Origin of the sequence: Streptomyces xanthophaeus, assembly GCF_000725805.1 — a bacterium.
Classification (GTDB): domain Bacteria; phylum Actinomycetota; class Actinomycetes; order Streptomycetales; family Streptomycetaceae; genus Streptomyces; species Streptomyces xanthophaeus.
In genome coordinates this window covers 1-22,415 of record NZ_JOFT01000009.1, presented here as the reverse complement: position 1 = coordinate 22,415, position 22,415 = coordinate 1, and the positions used below count along the sequence as shown (strand labels likewise).

At 72.4% G+C, this 22,415-nt stretch carries 18 protein-coding genes; 6 read left to right on the top strand and 12 right to left on the bottom strand.

Annotated features, from left to right (window positions below; all coding sequences use genetic code 11):
• Positions 1-86 precede the first annotated feature (86 nt).
• Positions 87-428: a histone-like nucleoid-structuring protein Lsr2 gene (locus IO30_RS0101330; RefSeq protein ID WP_031138339.1), complete on the top strand. Its 342-nt coding sequence runs from the start codon at positions 87-89 to the stop codon at positions 426-428.
• Here IO30_RS0101330 and IO30_RS0101325 read toward each other — a convergent pair.
• The gene (locus tag IO30_RS0101325) at positions 407-1,021 is read right to left on the bottom strand and encodes an SCO3374 family protein (protein ID WP_051901777.1); all 615 of its coding nucleotides are present in this window, start codon (positions 1,019-1,021) and stop codon (positions 407-409) included. The genes IO30_RS0101330 and IO30_RS0101325 overlap by 22 nt on opposite strands.
• Positions 1,022-1,485: 464 nt before the next feature.
• On the opposite strand from IO30_RS0101325, the gene IO30_RS0101320 reads away from it, so the two are divergent.
• The gene (locus tag IO30_RS0101320) at positions 1,486-4,011 is read left to right on the top strand and encodes an ATP-dependent Clp protease ATP-binding subunit (protein WP_031138335.1); all 2,526 of its coding nucleotides are present in this window, start codon (positions 1,486-1,488) and stop codon (positions 4,009-4,011) included.
• Positions 4,012-4,083: 72 nt separating this feature from the next.
• On the opposite strand, the gene IO30_RS0101315 is transcribed toward IO30_RS0101320, so the two are convergent.
• Complete coding sequence (locus tag IO30_RS0101315; protein WP_051901775.1) at positions 4,084-7,077, bottom strand: NACHT domain-containing protein; 2,994 nt, start codon at positions 7,075-7,077, stop codon at positions 4,084-4,086.
• Between the two features lie 343 nt (positions 7,078-7,420).
• Between IO30_RS0101315 and IO30_RS0101310 the strand changes: the two genes are divergently transcribed.
• Positions 7,421-8,050: a M23 family metallopeptidase gene (locus IO30_RS0101310; protein ID WP_031138331.1), complete on the top strand. Its 630-nt coding sequence runs from the start codon at positions 7,421-7,423 to the stop codon at positions 8,048-8,050.
• Between the two features lie 4 nt (positions 8,051-8,054).
• On the opposite strand, the gene IO30_RS0101305 is transcribed toward IO30_RS0101310, so the two are convergent.
• From IO30_RS0101305 to IO30_RS0101275, 7 genes are all read right to left on the bottom strand, one after another.
• The gene (locus IO30_RS0101305; protein ID WP_031138329.1) at positions 8,055-9,275 is read right to left on the bottom strand and encodes a LamG-like jellyroll fold domain-containing protein; all 1,221 of its coding nucleotides are present in this window, start codon (positions 9,273-9,275) and stop codon (positions 8,055-8,057) included.
• A gap of 83 nt (positions 9,276-9,358) precedes the next feature.
• On the bottom strand, positions 9,359-10,675 hold the full coding sequence (gene cseC, locus IO30_RS0101300) for a two-component system sensor histidine kinase CseC (RefSeq protein WP_031138327.1): 1,317 nt from the start codon (positions 10,673-10,675) through the stop codon (positions 9,359-9,361).
• A complete protein-coding gene (gene cseB, locus IO30_RS0101295) occupies positions 10,672-11,382 on the bottom strand; it encodes a two-component system response regulator CseB (RefSeq protein ID WP_031138325.1) in 711 nt (236 codons plus the stop codon). The genes cseC and cseB overlap by 4 nt, the downstream gene beginning before the upstream one ends.
• Positions 11,383-11,426: 44 nt before the next feature.
• Positions 11,427-12,086: a hypothetical protein gene (locus IO30_RS0101290; RefSeq protein ID WP_031138324.1), complete on the bottom strand. Its 660-nt coding sequence runs from the start codon at positions 12,084-12,086 to the stop codon at positions 11,427-11,429.
• 38 nt (positions 12,087-12,124) lie between these two features.
• On the bottom strand, positions 12,125-12,685 hold the full coding sequence (locus tag IO30_RS0101285; protein ID WP_031138322.1) for a SigE family RNA polymerase sigma factor: 561 nt from the start codon (positions 12,683-12,685) through the stop codon (positions 12,125-12,127).
• A gap of 238 nt (positions 12,686-12,923) precedes the next feature.
• Positions 12,924-13,898 carry an HhH-GPD family protein gene (locus IO30_RS0101280; protein WP_051901772.1) on the bottom strand — a complete coding sequence of 325 codons (975 nt, stop codon included), beginning with the start codon at positions 13,896-13,898 and terminating at the stop codon, positions 12,924-12,926.
• A gap of 23 nt (positions 13,899-13,921) precedes the next feature.
• Positions 13,922-14,536 (bottom strand): phosphatase PAP2 family protein, encoded by a 615-nt coding sequence (locus IO30_RS0101275; protein ID WP_031138318.1) that lies wholly within the window; start codon positions 14,534-14,536, stop codon positions 13,922-13,924.
• Positions 14,537-14,696: 160 nt separating this feature from the next.
• On the opposite strand from IO30_RS0101275, the gene IO30_RS0101270 reads away from it, so the two are divergent.
• Complete coding sequence (locus tag IO30_RS0101270; RefSeq protein WP_031138316.1) at positions 14,697-15,506, top strand: hypothetical protein; 810 nt, start codon at positions 14,697-14,699, stop codon at positions 15,504-15,506.
• A gap of 89 nt (positions 15,507-15,595) precedes the next feature.
• Here IO30_RS0101270 and disA read toward each other — a convergent pair whose 3' ends face one another.
• Complete coding sequence (gene disA / locus IO30_RS0101265) at positions 15,596-16,720, bottom strand: DNA integrity scanning diadenylate cyclase DisA (RefSeq protein ID WP_031138314.1); 1,125 nt, start codon at positions 16,718-16,720, stop codon at positions 15,596-15,598.
• Between the two features lie 203 nt (positions 16,721-16,923).
• A complete protein-coding gene (gene radA / locus IO30_RS0101260; RefSeq protein ID WP_031138312.1) occupies positions 16,924-18,339 on the bottom strand; it encodes a DNA repair protein RadA in 1,416 nt (471 codons plus the stop codon).
• Between the two features lie 206 nt (positions 18,340-18,545).
• Between radA and IO30_RS0101255 the strand changes: the two genes are divergently transcribed.
• Positions 18,546-20,285, top strand: a complete 1,740-nt coding sequence (locus IO30_RS0101255) for a sigma-70 family RNA polymerase sigma factor (protein ID WP_031138310.1) — start codon at positions 18,546-18,548, stop codon at positions 20,283-20,285.
• Positions 20,286-20,322: 37 nt separating this feature from the next.
• Here IO30_RS0101255 and IO30_RS0101250 read toward each other — a convergent pair whose 3' ends face one another.
• Positions 20,323-21,291, bottom strand: coding sequence for a DUF3109 family protein (locus tag IO30_RS0101250; protein WP_078903723.1), 969 nt, complete (start codon positions 21,289-21,291; stop codon positions 20,323-20,325).
• 63 nt (positions 21,292-21,354) lie between these two features.
• Between IO30_RS0101250 and IO30_RS0101245 the strand changes: the two genes are divergently transcribed.
• On the top strand, positions 21,355-22,296 hold the full coding sequence (locus IO30_RS0101245) for a Ppx/GppA family phosphatase (protein WP_031138306.1): 942 nt from the start codon (positions 21,355-21,357) through the stop codon (positions 22,294-22,296).
• The last annotated feature ends 119 nt before the right edge of the window (positions 22,297-22,415 follow it).

The following is a 22,415-nucleotide window of genomic DNA, read 5'->3' as shown; positions in this document are numbered from 1 at the left end:
GTCTCGAACCTCTCCCGGGGGTTTGTGTTTTCCAGGCAAAAGCGGTTTCCTTTCCGCGTACTGCTTTTCGATGAAAGGAAATCCCGGTGGCACAGAAGGTTCAGGTCCTTCTTGTCGACGACCTCGACGGCGGCGAGGCGGACGAGACGGTGACGTTCGCTCTGGACGGCAAGACCTACGAGATCGACCTCACCACCGCCAACGCTGAAAAGCTCCGCGGTCTGCTCGACCCGTTCACCAAGGGCGGCCGCCGCACCGGTGGCCGTGCGACCTCCGCCCGCGCCAAGGGCGGCCGCGCCTCCGCGACGACCGGTAACCCGGACACCGCCGAGATCCGCGCGTGGGCCAAGGAGAACGGTTACAACGTGAACGACCGCGGCCGTGTGCCGGCCGAGATCCGCGAGGCCTACGAGAAGGCCAAGGGCTGATCCACGGTTCCCCGCACCGGTGTGCGGGCCGTGCGCCGCAGGCGCGCGCGGTGGCATTCCGTCGCCGCCGCCGCGACCAGCTGTACGAGATCGGGCCCGCGGGCGGGTCCGGCGCCCTGCCCGGGACCGGGCAGGGACGGCAGGAACGCCTCGCATCCCTGCTCGGGGGGCCGCAGCCACACGGCGGCCTCCCGGGGACTCTCCCCGGCGCGGGGAGCAGGGGGAGCCGGGGCGGTGATCCGGCCACCCGCACCCAGGGCGGTCAGATCGAGGGCGACCGAGCCCCACTCGAGCCAGTCGAGCAGCCCGTCGAGCTCTTCTGCGCTCCCCGCGGCCACCAGGAACCGCATCCGGCGCCCCATGAGGGCCACCGGACCCGTGCCGACGCGCCTGCGCAACAGCGCCGCCCCCGCATCGGACGGCACCTCCAGCACGTCGAACCGGGTCCCGGTGACGAGCTGGGCGGGCGGACCGCCCGCGAGGGTCCAGCCGAGGACCCGCTCGTACCAGGAGACGTACGCGTCCTCCTCGGGCACGACGCGGGAGCCGGGAACGCTGACGGCACTGACGGCACTGACGGGGCTGACGGCCATGTCCGGAGCAACTCCCGAAACGGCGGCGGGTTACGGCCGGGGGTGACACACCGCGCCCGGATCAATGCGGAACGTAAACCTCCGCGACGTCCGCGTCCCGCATTTGAGACGGAATCGTGTTCGCCCGTAGCGGAGGGAACCGCTGCCACCGGCATGGAGTGTCAGTCCTTACGGGTAAGACATTCCTAGTGGATCGGGGCGACACGCTGATTTGACCGGCTTCCGTTCGCCATCGGCGTACACGTGTGACGGGTATCTGCCTGGCCTGCGGGAACATCGTCTCGCACCATCGGGTTGGAGCAGTTGTCGGCTCTTCAAGCCGGTTTTCCTCACCGACGTGGGGGTGAGCCGCGGACGGATGTCGGCAGTTGGAATGAGCTGTCCCGCCCCGCGGGACTAGCATGCGGAAGGACAGGGCGGGGACCGACCCCGAACTGCCCGACCGCTCTGAGGAGCGATAAACGATGTTCGAGAGGTTCACCGACCGCGCGCGGCGGGTTGTCGTCCTGGCTCAGGAAGAAGCCCGGATGCTCAACCACAACTACATCGGCACCGAGCACATCCTCCTGGGCTTGATCCACGAGGGTGAGGGTGTCGCCGCTAAGGCCCTGGAGAGCCTCGGGATTTCGCTCGAGGCTGTTCGTCAGCAGGTTGAGGAGATCATCGGTCAGGGCCAGCAGGCCCCGTCCGGGCACATCCCCTTCACCCCGCGGGCGAAGAAGGTCCTGGAGCTGTCGCTCCGAGAGGCCCTCCAGCTCGGCCACAACTACATCGGCACCGAGCACATCCTGCTCGGCCTGATCCGCGAGGGCGAGGGCGTCGCCGCCCAGGTCCTCGTGAAGCTGGGCGCCGATCTCAACCGGGTCAGGCAGCAGGTCATCCAGCTGCTCTCCGGTTACTCCGGGGGCGGCAAGGAGTCGGCCACGGCCGGCGGCCCGGCCGAGGGCACGCCCTCGACCTCGCTCGTCCTGGACCAGTTCGGCCGCAATCTCACCCAGGCCGCCCGTGAATCCAAGCTCGACCCGGTCATCGGGCGCGAGAAGGAGATCGAGCGGGTCATGCAGGTCCTGTCCCGCCGGACCAAGAACAACCCGGTCCTCATCGGCGAGCCCGGCGTCGGCAAGACCGCCGTCGTCGAGGGCCTGGCCCAGGCGATCGTCAAGGGCGAGGTCCCCGAGACCCTCAAGGACAAGCACCTCTACACGCTTGACCTCGGTGCCCTGGTCGCCGGTTCCCGCTACCGCGGTGACTTCGAAGAGCGCCTGAAGAAGGTCCTCAAGGAGATCCGCACCCGCGGCGACATCATCCTGTTCATCGACGAGCTCCACACCCTCGTGGGTGCGGGCGCCGCCGAGGGCGCGATCGACGCCGCCAGCATCCTGAAGCCCATGCTGGCCCGTGGTGAGCTCCAGACCATCGGTGCCACGACGCTGGACGAGTACCGCAAGCACCTTGAGAAGGACGCGGCGCTGGAGCGCCGTTTCCAGCCGATCCAGGTGGCGGAGCCTTCCCTCCCCCACACGATCGAGATCCTCAAGGGGCTGCGCGACCGCTACGAGGCCCACCACCGCGTCTCCATCACGGACGAGGCCCTCGTCCAGGCGGCGACGCTGGCGGACCGGTACATCTCGGACCGCTTCCTCCCGGACAAGGCGATCGACCTGATCGACGAGGCCGGCTCCCGGATGCGCATCCGCCGGATGACCGCACCGCCGGACCTCCGCGAGTTCGACGAGAAGATCGCGGGCGTGCGCCGCGACAAGGAGTCGGCCATCGACTCCCAGGACTTCGAGAAGGCGGCGTCTCTCCGCGACAAGGAGAAGCAGCTGCTGGCGGCGAAGGCCAAGCGCGAGAAGGAATGGAAGGCCGGCGACATGGACGTCGTCGCCGAGGTCGACGGTGAGCTCATCGCCGAAGTCCTCGCGACCGCGACCGGCATTCCCGTCTTCAAGCTCACCGAGGAGGAGTCCTCGCGTCTGCTCCGCATGGAGGACGAGCTCCACCGCCGGGTCATCGGCCAGAAGGACGCCATCAAGGCGCTCTCGCAGGCGATCCGTCGTACCCGTGCGGGTCTGAAGGACCCGAAGCGCCCGGGTGGCTCGTTCATCTTCGCCGGTCCGTCCGGTGTCGGTAAGACCGAGCTCTCCAAGACGCTCGCCGAATTCCTCTTCGGCGACGAGGACGCGCTGATCTCCCTCGACATGTCGGAGTTCAGCGAGAAGCACACGGTTTCCCGCCTCTTCGGTTCGCCCCCCGGCTACGTGGGCTACGAAGAGGGCGGCCAGCTCACCGAGAAGGTGCGCCGCAAGCCGTTCTCCGTCGTCCTCTTCGACGAGGTCGAGAAGGCCCACCCGGATATCTTCAATTCCCTTCTCCAGATCCTGGAAGACGGTCGCCTGACCGACTCCCAGGGCCGGGTCGTGGACTTCAAGAACACGGTCATCATCATGACGACCAACCTGGGTACGCGGGACATCTCGAAGGGGTTCAACCTGGGCTTCGCGGCCCAGGGCGACACCAAGACCGGCTACGACCGGATGAAGGCGAAGGTCAACGAAGAGCTCAAGCAGCACTTCCGGCCCGAGTTCCTCAACCGTGTCGACGACACGGTCGTCTTCCACCAGCTCACCGAGGAAGACATCATCCAGATCGTCGACCTGATGATCGCCAAGGTCGACGAGCGCCTGAAGGACCGCGACATGGGCATCGAGCTGAGCGGTGACGCGAAGCTCCTGCTCGCCAAGCGCGGCTACGACCCGATCATGGGCGCCCGCCCGCTGCGCCGGACCATCCAGCGCGAGATCGAGGACCTGCTGTCGGAGAAGATCCTCTTCGGCGAGCTGCGTCCCGGTCAGATCGTGGTCGTCGGCAAGGAGGGTGAGGGCGACGACGCCAAGTTCACCTTCCGCGGCGAGGAGAAGTCGGCTCTGCCGGACCTCCCCCCGATCGAGGCCACGGGCTCCGGCCCGGACCTGTCGAAGGGCGCGTAGTACCGCACAGCGGTAGCAGTACGAAGGGGCGGCCCCGGAACCTGTCGGTTCCGGGGCCGCCCCTTCGTGCCGTCAGCCGGCCGGGGTGGTCTGCGCCTCGGGGAAGTGGTGGCGCACCCGCTGCTCGGCCTGAGCCCCGGCCTCCCCGGGGATCCCGTACAGCCGCACGGTGCGGATCAGCGGCAGCCGCAGGGTGCCCGGCAGGTGCGCGAGGGCCTGCGGCGGGACGGTCAGCTCCCGCAGCTTGCGCAGCGAGGCGATGGCCTGCCAGTCCGAGGGCCCGGCGGGGACCCAGGACTCGGGCAGCCGCAGGATGCGCAGGTCCTCGTGGCGGGCCAGACCGGCCAGGGAGCCGGGGTCCTGGCCGAGGCCGAGGGCCCGCAGGGAGGCCTGCGGGGAGAGGTCGCTCAGCGACCAGGGCGCGTGCGGCCCGGCCAGGGTGAGCTGGCGCAGCGCTCCCCAGCCCGCGGTGACGGCCGCGACGTCCACGGGGCCGCTCAGGTGGAGCTGGGCGCGCTCGACGGGCATTGCGGCCAGGGCACCGAGGTCGGTCAGCGCCGGGCAGTCGCGGATGGTCACCGTCCGCAGGGAGGTCTCGCCGCGCAGGAAGCCCAGCCCGGTCAGCCGTGCGTCGTCGCGGATGCTCAGCGAGGTGATGCGGGTGCGGCGCCGGTAGGCCGCCAGGGCCTCGTAGGACACGGGGCCCGCCACGTTCAGGCGTTCCTGCGGGGCGAACTCGCCGAGCGCCTCCAGCGCGGCGTCGGAGTGCACGGCGAGGGTCTCCGGGATGCGCGGCAGCCGGGCGATGACCTCCTGCGCGTACTGCCTGCTGTCGAACCGGGGCCAGAACTCGGCCAGCCTGCTCTGCACCAGCGCGGAGTCGTCCCGGGCGTAGCGGGCCAGCAGCGGGATGGCGAGGTCGGAGCCGACCGAGCCCGCCGCCACGACCGTGTAGTAGCCGAGGCCCTCCGCTGAAGCCGTGTCCGGGCCGGGGAGCAGGTCCAGCACCAGGGGGCCGACCCGGCCCAGGGCGTAGGCGGCCTGGAGGCTCTTCGGCGGGATGAGGGCCGCGGCCGCGGTCTCGACCTCGCGGCGCAGCCCGGGGTCGAGCTCGGCGGCGTACTGCAGGGAGGCGAAGGCGAGCAGGACGGAGCGGGCCGAGGGCGCGGTGAGCAGCCCGCGGATCAGTTCCTCGCGCTCGCGGGGGCGGCCCTGGGCGACCGCCATGCGGATGACGTCTTCCCACTGGTCGGCCTCGGCGTGGGCGGCCAGCTCCCCGAGGCCGCCCTCGTCCAGGGCCGCGCGGGCGCCGAGGAAGTCCTGGAAGGTGCGGTGCACGAACTCGACGGTGTCCTCGGTGGGGGAGCGCAGCAGCCCGGTCCGCTCCAGCAGGTGCCGCAGTACGGCCGGAGCCGGGCCCAGGATCCGCGCGGCCTCCGGTACGGCCGGCAGCGCGTCGGCGATGAGGGCCTCGGCGCGGCTGCGGTCCAGTTCGGTGCGGCCGTTGCGGATCAGCCAGTACGCCAGCCGCTGGAGCAGCTGGAGCTGGGGCTCCTCCGTCGGATCGGGCAGCGGGACCCCCCGCTCGATGTCCCGCCGGTACAGCAGCATCGACAGGGCCGCCGTGTAGAGCTCCTTGCGGCCCGAGGGCAGGAATCCCCGGCGCTCGCGGTGCAGGGCGCAGATGAGCCCGCACAGCAGCGGGTTCGTCGCCAGGCGGCCCAGGTCCGGTTTGGCGCGCAGGGAGTGCAGCAGCTGGGCCCGGAGCTCCGACGGCGGTGTGTACAGGGCGGGGTCCCCCGCGGGGACGGCGGCGTGCCAGCGGTCGACGAAGGCCCGGACGTGGTCGGGGGTCATCGGGGTCAGGAGCACCTCGTCGAAGCGCTCGGCGGCCAGCCAGTCCTGGCGCACGGCCGAGGGGCGGGAGGTGACCAGCCAGTGGTTGTGCGGGTAGGCGGTGATCAGGTCCGCAAGCCATTCCCGGGCCCGGGGGCGTTCGGTTTCGGGGATCTCGTCGATGCCGTCCACGAGGAGGAGGGCGCGCCCGTCGCGCAGGACCCGGTTCTCCCAGCCCTGCGGTACCTCCCCGGCCAGGGAGGAGCCGGCGAGGAACCCGCGGGGGTCGGGCAGCGGTGCGCCGTTGCGGGTGAGGCTGCGCAGGGGGAGGACGAAGGGGATGCGGCCGTGCCCGCCCTCCTGCCGGTCCCGGACGGCCCGGACGGCGAGCCACTGGCACAGGGTGGTCTTCCCGGATCCGGCCTCGCCGCGGAGCAGGACCCGGCGGTGCGCGGTGAAGAGCTGGTCGGCGGGGAGGTGGGAGCGGCCGGAGCCCGCCTCGGGCGCGGCTCCCGGGGCGGGCTCGGGCCCGGTGGCGGCCTCCAGGCTCACGTACGCGGCGTCCAGCGGCCAGCGCGAGGCGTCGGGGGCCAGGTCCAGGCCGAAGATGGTCAGGGCGCCGTGGCGCAGGGCCAGATAGGCCAGATACCGCTCCTCGAAGGCCGCATCCCGGGCATCCGGGGGGCCCACCCGCCTCAGGATCTCGTCCACCTTGTCGATGGTCTCGGCGTGCAGGCGGCACTGGTGCACGAGGGTCGCGGCCACGAAGTGGGAGCGCTGGGCGAAGAAGTTCAGGATGTGCAGGCAGGCCAGGTCGACCAGCCGGTCGTGGAAGAGCCCGGCGTCCCGGGAGAGCCCCGTGGGCGGGGCGGCGGCCCGCAGTTTCCGGGCGAACTCCGCGGGCCCGAGGCGTACGGCCTCCAGGTCGGAGAGGGTCAGGCTGCCCAGGGAGCGCAGGGTCGCGGCGAGGGCGGCGGCCACGCCGGCCTCCTCGCCGCGGGGCAGGGGCCGCTCGCCGGGGGCCCGTAACGCGGCCTCCACCAGCTTCTCGGCGAGCCGGCGCAGGTCGGCGCCGCCCAGGCCGCGCTTCTCGCGCCAGGCGACGTAGGAGGAGATCCGCACGGGGCGGTCCACCAGCCCCGCCCCCGCGCCCTCTGCCTGGAAGAGCCTCATCACGAGGGGGGTCACGACCCCCGAGGCCAGCCGTATCCCCGCCACCGATGCGTCCATGACGCTGGAGCGTAGTGACGGCTGCCCGGACAAGGTCCTGGACCGGCCAGTCGAAAGCCCTGAGCCGGTGACAAGCCGCACAGGGCAAATCGGACGTACTAGGCGGATTCGTAGATCGAATGAGGCTCGGAACGGGACCTTTGCCCCAGCCGGGAGCCGGTCAACCGGGCGGAGCGCCCGAGCCGACCTACGAGCGCCGGTAGTAACGGGGACGTTTGGGGAAGTCGCGGGGTGCGGGTTACCAAGGTTGAGCCAGCCCGGCACACGGCTCAGCGTGCCGGGTCACTTCATGCCCGAACAGGGCGTGATCCAGTCCTTGTCCCCGGCCCCGGAGGTCTCCTTCATGTCCGCGAAGCGCGTCAACACCACCCGTACCCGCATTGCCGTCGGCGTAACCGCTTTCGGTGCCGTCCTCGCTCTCGGTGCCGGAACGACCGCAGCTTTCGCAGACACCGCGCAGACCGCCCTGACCGGGACCGCCGAGCTCGTCGCCGAGCAGGCGACCGCCCAGGCCGCCCAGGCGGCGAAGGCCGCCAAGCCCGCCGCGAAGAAGTCCCTGTGGATCAAGCCGCTGGACAGGTACACGCTGTCCGCGACCTTCGGCAAGGGCGGCAACATGTGGTCCCACAAGCACTCCGGCCAGGACTTCGCCGTCCCGGTCGGCACCCCGGTCAAGGCCGCGGCCGCCGGCACCGTCGTCAAGGCCGGCCCCAACGGCGGCGGCGACGGCCCGGCCTACGGCAACGCCATCGTGATCAAGCACGCGAACAACACGTACTCGCAGTACGCGCACCTCTCGAAGCTCCAGGTCAAGGTCGGCCAGAAGGTCAACATGAACCAGCGGATCGCGCTGTCCGGCAACACCGGCAACTCCAGCGGCCCGCACCTGCACTTCGAGATCCGCACCACGCCGAACTACGGCTCCGCCGTGAACCCGGTCGCCTTCCTGCGCAACGCCGGCGTCAGCATCTGACCCCTCAGGTGAGCAGCCAGGAGTGCGCCGGCTTCACCGCCGCACCCAGCTTGCCCTCCTTGTACGCGGCCGCCTGCTCCGCAGTGAGGGCCGCGTCGTAGATCCGGATGTTGTGCAGGGCGCCCTGCCAGGCCCCGGTCCAGATGTTGTGGTGCTTGGACCGGCCCAGCTGCAGCGGGCCCTGCGCCTGCCAGATCGGCGGCACCGGGGTCTCCCCGGCCTTCTTCCCGTCGACGTAGAGGGCGATGACCTTCTTCTCGGCGTCGTACGTCGCCATCAGCAGCGTCGCATTCTTGACGATGCTGAGCCCCTCGGCGGCCACCGTCCGCGTGGTCGCCGCCTCGCCCTTGTCACCGGTCTGCACCCGGAAGATCCAGGCCTGCTTGCCGTTGACCTCGTTCACGCCCAGCTCGAACGAGAACGACTCCCCGTCGCCCTGGCTCACCGCGATGCGCGAGCCCTTGGCCGCGGAGCTGTAGACGCGGGCCGTGACGGTGAAGCTCTTGGTCACGTCCACGACCGGCTCCGCCGACTGCGCGTACGAGTTCGCGTTCCCCTTGCCCACGATCTGGAAGCGCGAGCCCAGCGGGCCCAGCTTCATGTCGGGCCCCAGCCGGATGCCGGTCTTGCCGCTGCTGTCGCGCAGCAGGGTCGCGTCGCCCTCGACGGTGGCGCTGTACGCCGGAGCCTTCGACGAGCCGGACTCCTCCGGGGTGGGCGATGAGGACGCCGAGGGCTGGCTGTCGGCCTCGCTCGGCCCGTCGCCGTCGCTGCCGAGCAGGAAGAACGTTCCGCCGCCGGCGAGCAGGGCCAGTACGGTCACCCCGCCGCCCAGCATCCACAGCCGCTTCCTGCGCCGCTCCGACTCCGACCGTTCGGCCATCGCCTCCCAGTCCGGCTGCTCCGATGCCGGGGCCGGGGAGAACAGCTGGCCCTGCGGCTCGGGCAGGTCCTGCTGCTGCGGGGGCCACTGCCCGCCGCCCGCGTCCGGAGCCGAGGGTTCCTGCTGGTACGGGTTGGGCTGCCCCTGCTGGGGGAAGCCGTAGCCGCCGCCGGATATCGGGGGCTGGCCGGAGGGGGAGCCGTAGCCGCCCTGCGCGGACGGGCCGGGCGGGTAGCCGTAGCCGTAGCCGCCGGACGCGGGCGGCCCCGGCGGGAACCCGTACCCGCCGCCCCCCGGGGAGGGCTCGGGCTGCGGATTGCTCGGGGGAATCGCGTCGCTCATGCCACGGATGCTAAGTCACGGACCCGCCGGGGTGACCGGCCGGTACCGATCCCGTGGCGACCCCGGACGGCCTGGGAGACGACCTAGCCCTGTGGCAGCTGCACGACCGGGAAACTGCCCGTCGCCGTCGGTGCGTGCTCCGGCAGCCACAGCACCGCCACCGCACCGGCCGCCGTGCCCTCGCGGTCGGACCCGCCGGGAGCGGCCACGTTGCGGAAGGTCAGCCGGGCGCCCAGCACGCGTGCCTGGCCCTCCGCGATGGTCAGCCCCAGCCCGTGGCCCACGCCCGCCCGGTCCGTCGACCCGGTGCGGAAGCGGCTCGGCCCCTCCCGCAGCAGCGCCTCCGGGAAGCCCGGACCGTGGTCCCGTACCCGTACGACCCGGCCCTCGACGTCCACCTGGACCGGCGGCTGCCCGTACCGCGCCGCGTTGGCCAGCAGGTTCCCCAGGATCCGCTCCAGGCGCCGCGGGTCGGTGCTGACGATCTCGTCCGCGACGATCCGGATCGACGCCTCCGGCATCAGCGCCTTCACCCGGCGGCTCACGAACTCGCCCAGCGCCACGTCCTGGAGCTCCGCCCGCTCGGACGCACTGTCCAGGCGGGCCACTTCCAGCACGTCCTCGACCAGCGCGCGCATCGCCTGGGCCCGGTCCCGCACCAGCTCGGTCGGCCGTCCCGGGGGCAGCAGTTCCGCCGCCGTCAGCAGGCCCGTCACCGGGGTCCGCAGCTCGTGCGCGATGTCCGCGGTCACCCGGCGCTCGGCCTCCAGCCGCTGCTGGAGGGCGTCGGCCATGGCGTCCACCGCCCGCGCGAGGTCGTCGGTCTCGTCCCGTACGACACCGCCGACCGCGTCCCGGACCCGTACCTCGGGATCCCCGTGGGCCACCCGCTGCGCGGCGGCCGCCGCCTTGCGCAGCCGGCGCGAGATCTGCCCGCCGATGAGCACGCCGAGCGCCGAGCCGCCGATCACCACGGCGAGGGAGCCGACGACCAGGGCCCGGTCGAGGTCGCGCACCATGTTGGCGCTCTCGCGGAACTGCGTGTGCAGCGACAGGGCCTGCCCGTTGCCGAGCGGCACGGCGGCCCAGACCTCCTGGGGGCCGCCCGGGTTCTCCTGGACGAACGTGCCGCGCCGCCCCGACTGGACCTTCTGCCGCAGCTGGGCGGGCAGGTCCGGGTCGTTGATCTTGAAGCCGAGGGGTGGCTTGCGCCCGGCGTCGACGTTGCGGGACATGAACTGCACGCGGTCCAGCTGCACTTCGCGGGCGCTCTCCAGCATCGACACCCGGGCAGCACTGTGCACCACCAGACTCAGCGCGACCGCGGTGAGCGCGCCCACGGCGGCGATGGCGAGTGTGATCTTCCAGCGGATCCCGGTGCGGAGGGTGAAGCGCCTCATGCCTTGAGCTTGTATCCGAAGCCCCGGACCGTCTCGATCCGGTCCTGTCCGATCTTGGTGCGCAGCCGCTGGACGTGGACGTCGACGGCACGGGTGTCGCCGCCCCAGTCGTAGTCCCAGACCCGCTCCAGCAGGCGGTCGCGGGACAGGACGGTGCCGGGCGCCGAGGAGAACTCCAGCAGCAGCCGCATCTCCGTCGGGGTCAGGGCCACGGCCGCACCCGCCTTGCGCACCTCCATGCCCTCGGTGTCGACCTGGAGGTCACCGAAGCTGAGCACCCCGCGCTCGCCGGCCGGGCCCTCGTCGCCGTTCGCGCCGCCGTTCTGCGGGCCGCCCGCGTGGCCGAAGCGGCGCAGCACCGCACGGATGCGGGCGACGAGCACCGAGCCGTCGAAGGGCTTGGTGACGTAGTCGTCGGCGCCCGCCTCCAGGCCCAGCACCACGTCGATGGAGTCGGCGCGCGCCGACAGCATGATCACCGGGACGGTGGACTCGTCGCGGATGCGGCGGCACAGGCTCACGCCGTCCATACCGGGGACCATCACGTCGAGCAGCGCGATGTCGGGGCGGTCGGCGCGGAAGGACTCCAGGCCGGACAGCCCGTCGGGCATGGCGGTGACCACGAACCCGTCGCGCTCCAGCGCCAGGGTCGTGGCCTCACGGATGACGTCGTCGTCCTCAACGAACAGGACATGGGTCTCGGCCATACGGAAGACTCGCCTCGGTTCTTCTGTTCTGCGGTTCTCGGTTCTCAGTTCTTCTGGCTCGTGGCCGGGGCGGGCTGGCCACCGCCGTCGACCACGTTGCTGTACTCCGAGTGCACTCGGTCCTGCTCGGTGAACTTCTCCCCGTCCCAGCGGTACGTGATCACGTCCTCGCCCGAGGGGTAGGAGAGCGCCTCGCCCTTCCCGTAGACGGGCTTGGTGACCACCAGGTCGCCCCGGTCGATCTCCGCGTAGACGGGTGGCTGTTCGTCCGAGAACACATTCTCGTACTTCCCGCCGTCCGCGCGGTACACGTACGAGCCCTGGCCCACCGCGTCCGCGCAGGACAGGACGTTCACCACGATGTCGACGACGCTGTTCCCGGTGACCTTCCCGTAGCTGACGTCCACCGGGTACTCCTTGCCCGTGCAGGGCTTGAGTTCCCGTTTGACCTCGGCGCTGACCTTGGGATCGGCCTTCAGCAGCGCGACCGGGTCGACCTTCTTCGCGGGCCGGGCGGCGGAGGCGGAGGCCTCGGCGGAGGCTTCCGCGGAAGGGTCGGAGAGCCCGGAGGGCGCCGTGGACTGCACGGCCTTCGACATGGCGTCGGTGCGGGCGGGACCCCCGTCGCGCAGCCCGGTCCCGCCCGTGGCGCAGCCCACGGCCAACAGCGCCGAGCCGACGAGGACTACCGTCCCCGCCGACATCAGCGCAAGTGAACCCCTGTCCGTCAGACCTTGGCCATTCAGGCCGCGCACCGCTCACGCCCCTCGTACCGGATGGTGTGGTCACCGCGTTCCAGCGCGCGCATGTCCAGGTCCCGGCTCTCCAGTTCCTGCCGGAGGCGGGCCAGTGCGCGGTGCAGGGTGCTCTTCACGGTTCCCGCCGACATTCCGAGCGCCGCGGCCGTCTCCTCGGTGCTCATCTGCTCCCAGTGTCGCAGCACGACGACACTGCGCTGCTTGGGCGCGAGCACCTTGAGGATGTCCATCAGCAGGGCGCGGTCGGCGCGCTGGTCCGAGCCGTCCTCGACGGAGGCGTCGGGAAGCTGCTCGGTGGGGACCTCTTCGAGCTTGCGGGCGCGCCACCACTCGGTCCGGGTGTTGATCATGACGCGGCGGAGGTAGGCGTCGGCCAGGGACTTGTCGGCGATGCCGTCCCAGCGGCCGTAGGTGCGCACCAGGGCGGTCTGCAGGAGGTCCTGGGCGTCGGTGGGGTCCGGGACCAGGCGCCGGGCACTGCGCAGCAGGGCGTCCTGCCGCGTGCGGACGTACTCTTCGAATTCGAGTACCTCGCTGTGCGCCATCTCAGACCGCCTCCGTTCCGTTCAACCGCTCGACCGCTGCTTACGGATCCGAAGGTACGGAGGGGTTGTCACGGGCCTGTGCGGGCCAGCCTTCGGTGGACGCACGGACACCCATAGATTGTGTAACAGCGCCCTTGAGCTGCGGTTTCGCGAAAAGAAACGGAATCCTTGAGTCAGCTTCGACTCGGCTCCGAGTCGGATCCGCGCCGGAGAGTGACGCCGCCGGGACCCCTGCCGATCACGCCCCGGCGGAGCCCGGCGCGCGCGGCGCCACCGACTGCGGGAGCCGGTACATGCCCTGCGCGAGCGGCTCCACCAGCCCGTCGGACACCAGCCCGTCCAGAGCCCGCGCGCGCTGCACCGGCTCGTCCCAGACGGTGTCCAGCACGGCCTGCGGAACCGCCCCGACCGCCTCCCTGAGCACGGCCAGCAGCTTGCCGCGCACCTGACGGTCCGTCCCCGCGTACGTCTGCCCGCGCCGCGGCGGCCCGTCGTGCGCGGGCTTCCCGGCGAGGCGCCACGCGCACAGCCCGGCCACCGGGCAGCGGACGCAGTCGGGGCTCTTGGCCGTGCACACCAGCGCGCCCAGCTCCATCGATGCCGCCGCCCACCGTGCCGCGACGCCCTCGTCCTCGGGCAGCAGGGCCCGCGCCAGACGCCGTTCGGAGGCCGTGGTGGCGTTCGGCGGGTACTCCACGCCGGTGGTGGTCCGGGCGAACACCCGCCGGACGTTGGTGTCGAGGACGGCGTGCCGCTGCCCGTACGCGAACGAGGCCACGGCCGCGGCCGTGTACTCGCCGATACCGGGCAGCGCGAGCAGCTGTGCGTGCTCCCGCGGTACGTCGCCCCCGTGCCGCTCCGTTATGGCCAGCGCCGCGCCGTGCAGCCGCAGCGCCCGGCGCGGGTAACCGAGCCGCCCCCAGGCCCGGACGGCCTCGCCGGGGGCCTCGGCGGCCAGGTCCGCAGGCCGCGGCCAGCGGGCGAGCCACTGCTCGTAGACCGGCAGGACCCGGTTCACGGGCGTCTGCTGGAGCATGAACTCGCTGACCATGACCCCCCAGGGGCCGGCCTCGGGGCGGCGCCAGGGCAGGTCGCGGGCGTGCTCGTCGAACCACGCGATGACGGGGGAGTGCAGTGCGTGGGAGACCTCGGGGGCGTCGGTGAGGCCGACGCCGGCGGGGACATCGCGGGAGGAAGTGGGGGATGCAGTCATGGCAGACGGCATCCTGGCACGTTTCACCCCTGGCGTGCCGGGCCGGGACCGGTGAACCAGACAGCGGCGCGCATCCCGCTCGCCCGCATGGCGGCGGTGATCGTACTGATCGGACCGGTGAGCGCGAGGACGACGAGCGCGGCCACCGCACCGCCCAGCAGCAGGCCCACGCCCACGTCGTGCGGGTAGTGCACGCCGACGAAGACCCGGGAGAAGGCCATGAGCAGGGCGAGCGGCACGGCCAGCAGGGCGAGACCGCGCACCGCCAGGGCCAGCGCGACGGCGGCGGCGCCGGCGATGGCCGAGTGGTTGCTGGGGAAGGACCAGTCACCGGTGGCCGGGCAGGCGATGAGCGGGGCCGCGGCCCCGGCCACGGCGCGGCAGGGCCGCTCCTCGTCCACGACGGACTTCAGCGACTCCGAGACCACGTACCCGACGGCGGTGGCCAGGGGTGCGAGCACGGCCAGTGCCATCACGCGCGGGCTGCGTCTCGTCCGGGCGCGCCACCACACGGATATGAAGAGGGCGCCGAAGAGCAGGAGTCCGTACTCCGTCCACACCTCGAAGGCCGACTGCACCCAAGGGGGCGCCGTGTGGGCGAAGTCGGTGATGTCGCGGTAGAGGCCGGAGCTGTTCATGGTCACTGACGGTACTCAAACCTCCATACCGTCCGCATCAGACTCTTGGCCGGATCTTTACGCTCCGGATTGCGCCCGCAGGATGATCATCGGCAAATCGAGGCCGTCGCGCGGCATGTGGGGCACTGATCGGGTCCCGGACTCTCGTAAGGTTCCGTCCGTGGGATCTCTGCGCAATCCGGTCGGGCCGCTCCCCTCCTCCATCTACTGGCGACGGAGGGCTGTGCTGGCGTCCGTCGTCGCGCTCCTGTCCGTCCTCGCCCTATGGGTCGTCACCTCGGGCGGAGGGAAGACGAGTACGAACGGGAAGGGCGAGGGCCGCCCCGATCCCGTCTCCTCGATCACCCCGGGCCCGGCCGGCACCGGGCCGGCGATCAGTCAGGCCCCGGGCGGGCGCACGGAGTCGGGCGGCGACGGCACGGGGTCCGAGGGCGGCGGTTCCGCGGGCACCGGCAAGAACGGGGAACCGGGCAGCGGTTCGGCTTCCGGTTCCGGCTCCGGCCAGGGCTCCGCGTCCGGCGGCGCGGGCGGCGGCCCGGACCAGGTCCCGGCGGACTCGCCCCTGCCCACCTGCGCGCCGAGCGCGGTGCAGTGGGAGGTCAAGAGCGCGAAGAACGAGTACGAGGCGAACGAGAAGCCCCGTCTCGAACTGACCGCCCGCAACACCTCCGGCACCACCTGCAAGGTCGATCTCGGCCCGAAGCAAGCGGTCCTGACCATCCTTCAGGCTTCGAGCACCAAGGCCGTCTGGTCCTCCGCCGACTGCCCGGCGGGCGCGGGCAACGTCTTCTTCCGGATCCCCGCGCAGGGCGAGTCGAAGCAGTCGCTGGACTGGGACCGCAAGTTCAGCGCGGCCGGCCAGTGCGATGCGCCTCCGGCGGGGGCGGCCGTCCCGGACACCTACGTGGTCGAGGTCAAGGCCCCGGGCATGCCGGTCGCCCGGACCTCGTTCGTCCTGAAGCAGGACTAGCAGGACTAGCAGGACCAGCGGGCCAGCAGGACCAGCAGGAGACGCGAAGGACCCCCGGCCCGTGGGGCCGGGGGTCCTTCGCGTACCGGCTAGACGTACCGTTCGAGGATCGAGGACTCGGCGAGGCGGGACAGGCCCTCGCGGACGCTGCGCGCCCGGGCCTCGCCCACGCCGTCCACCGTCTGCAGGTCGTCCACGCTCGCGGCGAGCAGCTTCTGCAGGCCGCCGAAGTGCTCCACGAGCCGCTCGATGATCGCGCCCGGCAGCCGCGGGATCTTCGCCAGCAGCCGGTATCCGCGCGGCGACACCGCCGAGTCCAGGGTCTCCGGCGAGCCCGTGTACCCCAGCGCCTTCGCGACGATGGCCAGCTCCAGCAGCTCCGGGTGCGTCAGCGCATCCAGCTCGGCCAGTGCCTCGTCCACCGTGCGGGAACGCTTCGCCGTGGGCTCCGGGACGTAGTCGCGGATCACCAGCTCCCGCTCCTGCTCGATGCCGACCGTCAGCTCGTCCAGCTGGAGCGACAGCAGTCGCCCGTCCGTGCCGAGTTCGACCACGTACTCGGCGATCTCCGTCGCGATGCGCCGGACCATTTCCAGCCGCTGCGCGACCGCCGTCACATCGCGGACCGTGACCAGGTCCTCGATCTCCAGCGCCGACAGCGTCCCCGCGACCTCGTCGAGCCGCAGCTTGTACCGCTCCAGCGTCGCCAGCGCCTGGTTCGCCCGCGACAGGATCGCCCCGGACTCCTCCAGGACGCGGCGCTCGCCGTCCACGTACAGGGCGATCAGCCGCATCGACTGCGACACGGACACCACGGGGAAGCCGCACTGCTTGGAGACCCGGTCGGCGGTGCGGTGCCGGGTGCCGGTCTCCTCGGTCGGGATCGACGCGTCCGGCACCAGCTGCACACCGGCCCGCAGGATCTTGGTGATGTCCTTGTCGAGGATGAGCGCACCGTCGAGCTTGCACAGCTCGCGCAGCCGGGTCGCGGTGAACTCCACGTCCAGCACGAAGCCGCCCGTGCACATCGCCTCGACGCTCTTGTCCATCCCGAGGACGAGGAGGCCACCGGTGTTGCCGCGGACGATCCGTTCCAGGCCGTCACGCAACGGCTGACCAGGTGCGACCGCGCTCAGCGAGGCCCGCATCATGGCCTCCTGCCTGGAGCTCGCGCCCGACTTGGCGGATGCTGCTGCCCCGTCCTTGGCTGCCACTGCACTCCTCCGGTCGCGGGTTGCGCCGCCCAGCGCCGCGGGCACGAAGACGTGCGTACGGCCGGGCGGACCAGCACAAAGTCTACCGGCGCACGCTGTGGCCCCGCCGTGGCTTGGCCAGGTCCGGCCTCCGGGGACCCCGTGCGAGCCCCTGACCAGCACACGTCCGGCCCACGGGCCCCCTTGCGGAGGCTGCCCGCCGCCTACTCGGACCCGGCCCGCTCCTTGGCTGGCGTACGGGACCGGCCGCGCGGCAGGACCCGTAGGGCATCGCCCATGTCGGCCACCTCGATGACCTTCATCCCGGCCGGCACCTTGCCCGGATCGGCCGGCACCAGGGCGTGCGTGAACCCCAGCCGGTGCGCCTCCGCGAGCCGGCGCTGCACGCCGGTCACCCGCCGCACCTCACCGGCCAGCCCCACCTCCCCGATCGCGACCAGGTTCTTCGGCAGCGGTACGTCACTGGCCGCCGAGGCCAGCGCGAGGGCGATCGCCAGGTCGGCGGCGGGCTCGGTGAGCTTCACCCCGCCCACCGTGGCGCTGTAGATGTCCCGCTTGCCGAGCGCGGTGATCCGGCCGCGCTGCTCCAGCACCGCCAGCATCATCGAGACGCGGGAGGTCTCCAGGCCCGAGGTGGTCCGCCGGGGGGAGGGGATCTGCGAGTCGACGGTCAGCGCCTGCACCTCGGCGACCAGCGGACGCTTGCCCTCCAGGGTCACGGTCAGGCAGGTGCCGGGCACCGCCTCGGCCCGCCGGGTCAGGAACAGCCCGCTCGGGTCGGCCAGCCCGGTGATGCCCTCGTCGTGCAGTTCGAAGCAGCCCACCTCGTCGGTGGCCCCGTAACGGTTCTTGATGCCGCGCACGAGCCGCAGCCGGGCGTGCCGGTCCCCCTCGAAGCTCAGCACCACGTCGACCAGGTGCTCCAGGAGCCGGGGGCCGGCGATGGCCCCGTCCTTCGTCACGTGGCCCACGAGAAGGGTGGACATCCCGCGCTCCTTGGACGCCCGGATCAGCGCCCCCGCCACCTCGCGGACCTGGGCCATGCCGCCGGGCGCGCCGTCGATCTCGGGGGAGGCGACCGTCTGTACGGAGTCCAGGATGAGGAGGGACGGCTTCACGGCGTCGAGGTGCCCCAGCACCGCCGAGAGGTCGGTCTCGGCGGCGAGGTACAGGTGGTCGCTCAGCGCGTTGATCCGGTCGGCCCGCAGCCGCACCTGGCTCGCGCTCTCCTCGCCCGTCACGTAGAGGGTGCGGTGCTGGTCGCTGGCCGCCTTCGCCGCCACGTCCAGCAGCAGCGTCGACTTGCCCACGCCGGGCTCCCCGGCGAGCAGCACCACGGCACCGGGCACGAGCCCGCCGCCGAGGACGCGGTCCAGCTCGTCCACGCCGGTGCTGCGCGCGGTCGCCGTGCGCCCGTCGACCTGCGCGATCGGCACGGCGGCGGTGGAGACCCGGCCCGCGGCGGTGGTCCGCACGGCGGGTGCGCCCATCTCCTCGACGGTGCCCCACGCCTGGCACTCGGGGCACCGCCCGAGCCACTTCGCGGTGGTCCAGCCGCACTCGGTACAGCGGTAGGACGGCCGGTCCTTGGCGGATGAACGAGCAGTGCGGGCAGCCATGGCGCCCACCGTAGCCGCCCGCACCGACAGAGCCCGCCGGGAGCCGTGCCGCCCGCCGCCCACCCCGCCCCGGCAGGCGGGCGTCGGTGCCGCCGCAGGGCAGTCGTCAGGGCAGGTGTCAGCGCACCACCGATCTGTTCACCCGTAAGGACTAAAAGTGCTGAAGGCTTCCGAGGGTCCACCGGCGTGCCGCCTACGGTCGCCAGGTGAACAGCAGCAACCAGGCACACTCCTCATCGCGCACCGGCGCACACCGGGCGCAGGGGCGCACGCCCCACGAAGGGGAGCGGCCGCCCCCCTTCCGGCACGAGCCCTACCTCGACGGCCTGTTCACGTACTGCCTGTCGGTCCTGTGCGATCACGACACCGCCACCGACGTGCTGGGCGAAGTCCTCGCGGTGGCGGAACGTCACCCCGGCCGCTGCCCCGACGAAGGCGACCGGCGGGCCTGGCTCTACGCGCTGGCCCGCTGGGGCTGCCTGCGACGGCTGGCGGAACAGCGGCGCACCCGGCAGGGAGCGCATTGCGCCGGGCGCGCGCCGGAGCGCATGGATTCAGAGCGTGCGCCGGGTGGTGCCACCGGAACCGACGGGGTGCCCGGCGCCCGCCGGACCCTTGACGTGAGCGCGTACCGCCGCACCGAGCTGGCCCGGCTCGCCTGGCCCGAGGCCGCGGGGACCACGCCCGAGCAGCGCGAAGCCCTCGAACTCGCCGTCCGCCACCGCCTCGGCGTCCCCGAACTCGCCGCCGTCCTCGGCACCGCCCCCACCAACGCCCGCGAGCTGCTGTCCGGCGCCGCCTGCGAGGTCGAGCGCACCCGCGCCGCCCTCGCCGTGGTCGAGACCGGCAGCTGTCCCGCCGTCTCCCGCCTCACCGGCGACGCGGACGGCGGGGGCGTGCTGCTGTCCACCACCCTGCGCGCCGAGCTCGTCCGCCACGTCGACGACTGCCCGCGCTGCCGCCGCGTCGCCGAACGCCTCGGCGCCGCGGCCCCCTGGCCCGGCACCGGCGGCATCGACGCCGCCGCCCTCCCCCTGGTACCGGCCCCGCGCACCGCCGTCCACGCAGCGATGCTCCGCTCCGGCGGACGCCGCCGCAGGCCCGGCCCGCGCTTCGACCGCACCGGCTTCCCCATGGACCCCAAGGACCGTGCGGCCCGCCGCGACCGGCTGCGCGCCCGGGCCGTGACCACCACCGTGGTCGCCACCGTCGTCGCCGCACCGGTGCTGGCCCTGTGGGCCGCCTACCGGGGCGCCCCCAGCACCGGCGAACCCGTAGGCGGCGGAGCCGCGCGGATCTCCGCCAGCGAGTCCGAGATCCCGCAGCCCCTCGCGGACGGCCGGCCCCTGACGGCGTACGAGAACGCGGGCAACGCCACCACCACCGGCGGCCCCGGCTTCGCCCCCGGCAGCGCCGCCCCCGACGTCTCCGTCGAGGTGATCAGCACGGGCCCCCCGGCCACCCCCGACCAGCCCGGCGGCCCCGGCCGCCTCTACGTCACGGCGTCCTCCGAAGGAGCCGTCACCCTGCTCACCCTCACCGCCTCGGGCGGCGCCCCCGTGGACTGGCGGCTCTGGTCCGACGCCCCCTGGCTCCGGGCCGACCGCACCGCGGGCACGCTGGCCCCCGGAGAATCGGTCACCCTGCGCATCGTGGTGGACCCCGAAGCCCAGCCCGTGGGGGCCTGGAGCGCCAGGGTCGGGGTGGATCCCGGCGGTGCGGTGGTCTCCGTACGGGGCCGCGGCCGCCCGGCCCCGACGCCGCCCCGGCCCGAGACCCCGCCGCCGTCACCGGACCCGACGCAGCCGCCGAGCCCCACCCCCACACCGACCCCGACGGAGCCGACGCAGCCCCCGACGCCCACGCCGACCCCGACGGAGGGATCAGGCGGAACGGTTTCCCCGTCACCCGAGCCGAGCGCTTCCACCGGGCCCGAGGGGCCGTAGGGCCGTAGGGAGTCCTCGGGCCCGGCCCTCGTGGGCCTCAGCCCTCCTGGGCCGGCGGGACCGGGTCGGCCGGGTGCGGAGCCATCGGCAGCAGCGAGGCCAGCCGCGCCTCGCACAGCTTCACCAGCGCCTCGTAGCCCTCCTTGCCCATCAGCTCCGTCAGCTCGGGCCGGTACGACACGTACACCGGGTCCCCGGCGCCGTGCGCGGAGGTCGCCGAGGTGCACCACCAGTGCAGGTCGTGGCCGCCCGGGCCCCAGCCGCGGCGGTCGTACTCGCCGATCGACACCTGGAGCACCCGGGTGTCGTCGGGCCGGTCGATCCAGTCGTAGGTCCGGCGGATCGGCAGCTGCCAGCACACGTCCGGCTTGGTCTCCAGCGGTTCGAGGCCCTCTTGCACCGCCAGGATGTGGAGGGAGCAGCCGGCCCCGGCCGGGAACCCCGGCCGGTTCAGGAAGATGCACGCGCCGTCCCAGCGGCGGGTCTGCTTCTCCCCGTCGTCGTCGTGCTGCGTCCACCCGGTCTCGCTGCCGACGTCGTGGAACTGCCACAGCTCCGGCGTCAGCCGCGCCACGTGCTGCGCGACGCGCTTCTCGTCGTCGTCGTCGGAGAAGTGCGCGCCGAGGGTGCAACAGCCGTCGTCCGCCCGCCCGACCTGGATCCCCTGGCAGCCGCTGCCGAAGATGCAGGTCCAGCGGGAGGTCAGCCAGGTCAGGTCGCAGCGGAAGACCTGCTCGTCGTCGCCGGGGTCGGGGAACTCCACCCAGGCGCGGGGGAAGTCGAGGCCCTTCTCGTCCGGCACGACCACGCTCTTGGCCTTGGCCTTGCCGGCCTTGGGCCTGGCCTTGTCCTTCGACTTGTCCTTCGCCTTGGACTCGGGCTTGGACCTGGGCTTGGACTGCGGCTGGGACTGCGGCTGGGGTTCGGTTTCGGCCGCGTCCGCCGCCGGGGTCTCGCCCGGGTTCTTCTGCGACCGGGTCTTGTTGGCCTTCTTCGTATTTGGCACAAACCCAAGCCTATGCGCCCCTTACTCAACCCCCACGCGTTCCTCCCAGTAGCGTTTCCCCCTATGAGACTCGGTGTCCTTGATGTGGGTTCGAACACGATCCATCTGCTGGTGGTGGACGCGCACCCTGGTGCCCGCCCGCAGCCCGCGCACTCGCACAAGGTGGAAATGAGGCTGGCGGAGCTGCTCGACGAGCAGGGAGCCGTCACTCCCGAGGGCGTGGAACGGCTGGTTTCGGTCATCGGCGAGGCCGTCCAGGCAGCCGAGGACAAGGGCTGCGAGGACGTCCTCCCCTTCGCGACCAGCGCGGTGCGCGAGGCCACCAACGCGGACGAGGTCCTGGCCCGGGTGAAGCAGGAGACCGGCATCGAGCTGCCGGTCCTCAGCGGTGAGGACGAAGCCCGGCTGACGTTCCTGGCGGTCCGCCGCTGGTTCGGCTGGTCGGCCGGGAAGCTGCTCGTCCTCGACATCGGCGGCGGCTCGCTGGAGATCGCGTACGGCATCGACGAGGACCCGGACACGGCCGTCTCCCTGCCGCTGGGCGCGGGGCGCCTCACGGCGGGCTGGCTCCCGGGCGACCCGCCGGCCGCGGCCGACATCCGGGTGCTGCGCCGTCACGTGCGGGCCCAGATCGCCCGTACGGTCGCCGGGTTCAGCCGCTTCGGTGCGCCGGACCACGTGGTCGCGACGTCGAAGACCTTCAAGCAGCTGGCCCGCATCGCGGGCGCGGCCCGCTCGGGGGACGGCCTGTACGTCCAGCGGGACCTGACCCGCAAGTCCCTGGAGGAGTGGGTCCCGCGCCTGGCGGCGATGACCACGGCCCAGCGGGCGGCCCTGCCGGGCGTCTCGGAGGGCCGCGCGAACCAGCTCCTGGCGGGCGCCCTGGTCGCGGAGGGCGCGATGGACCTGCTGGGGGTCGACGAACTGGAAATCTGCCCCTGGGCCCTGCGCGAGGGAGTCATCCTCCGCCGCCTGGACCACCTTCCGACGTCAACGGAGGCGTGAGGGGCTGAGGGGGCGGGGGCGGGGGCGGGGGGCTGAGGGGGGCTTCGCGGGGCTTGTACGGGCTGGGCGGTATCAGGGATGTCTTGGGGGATTCCCGTCAGTCCCAGGGTCCTTCCGTG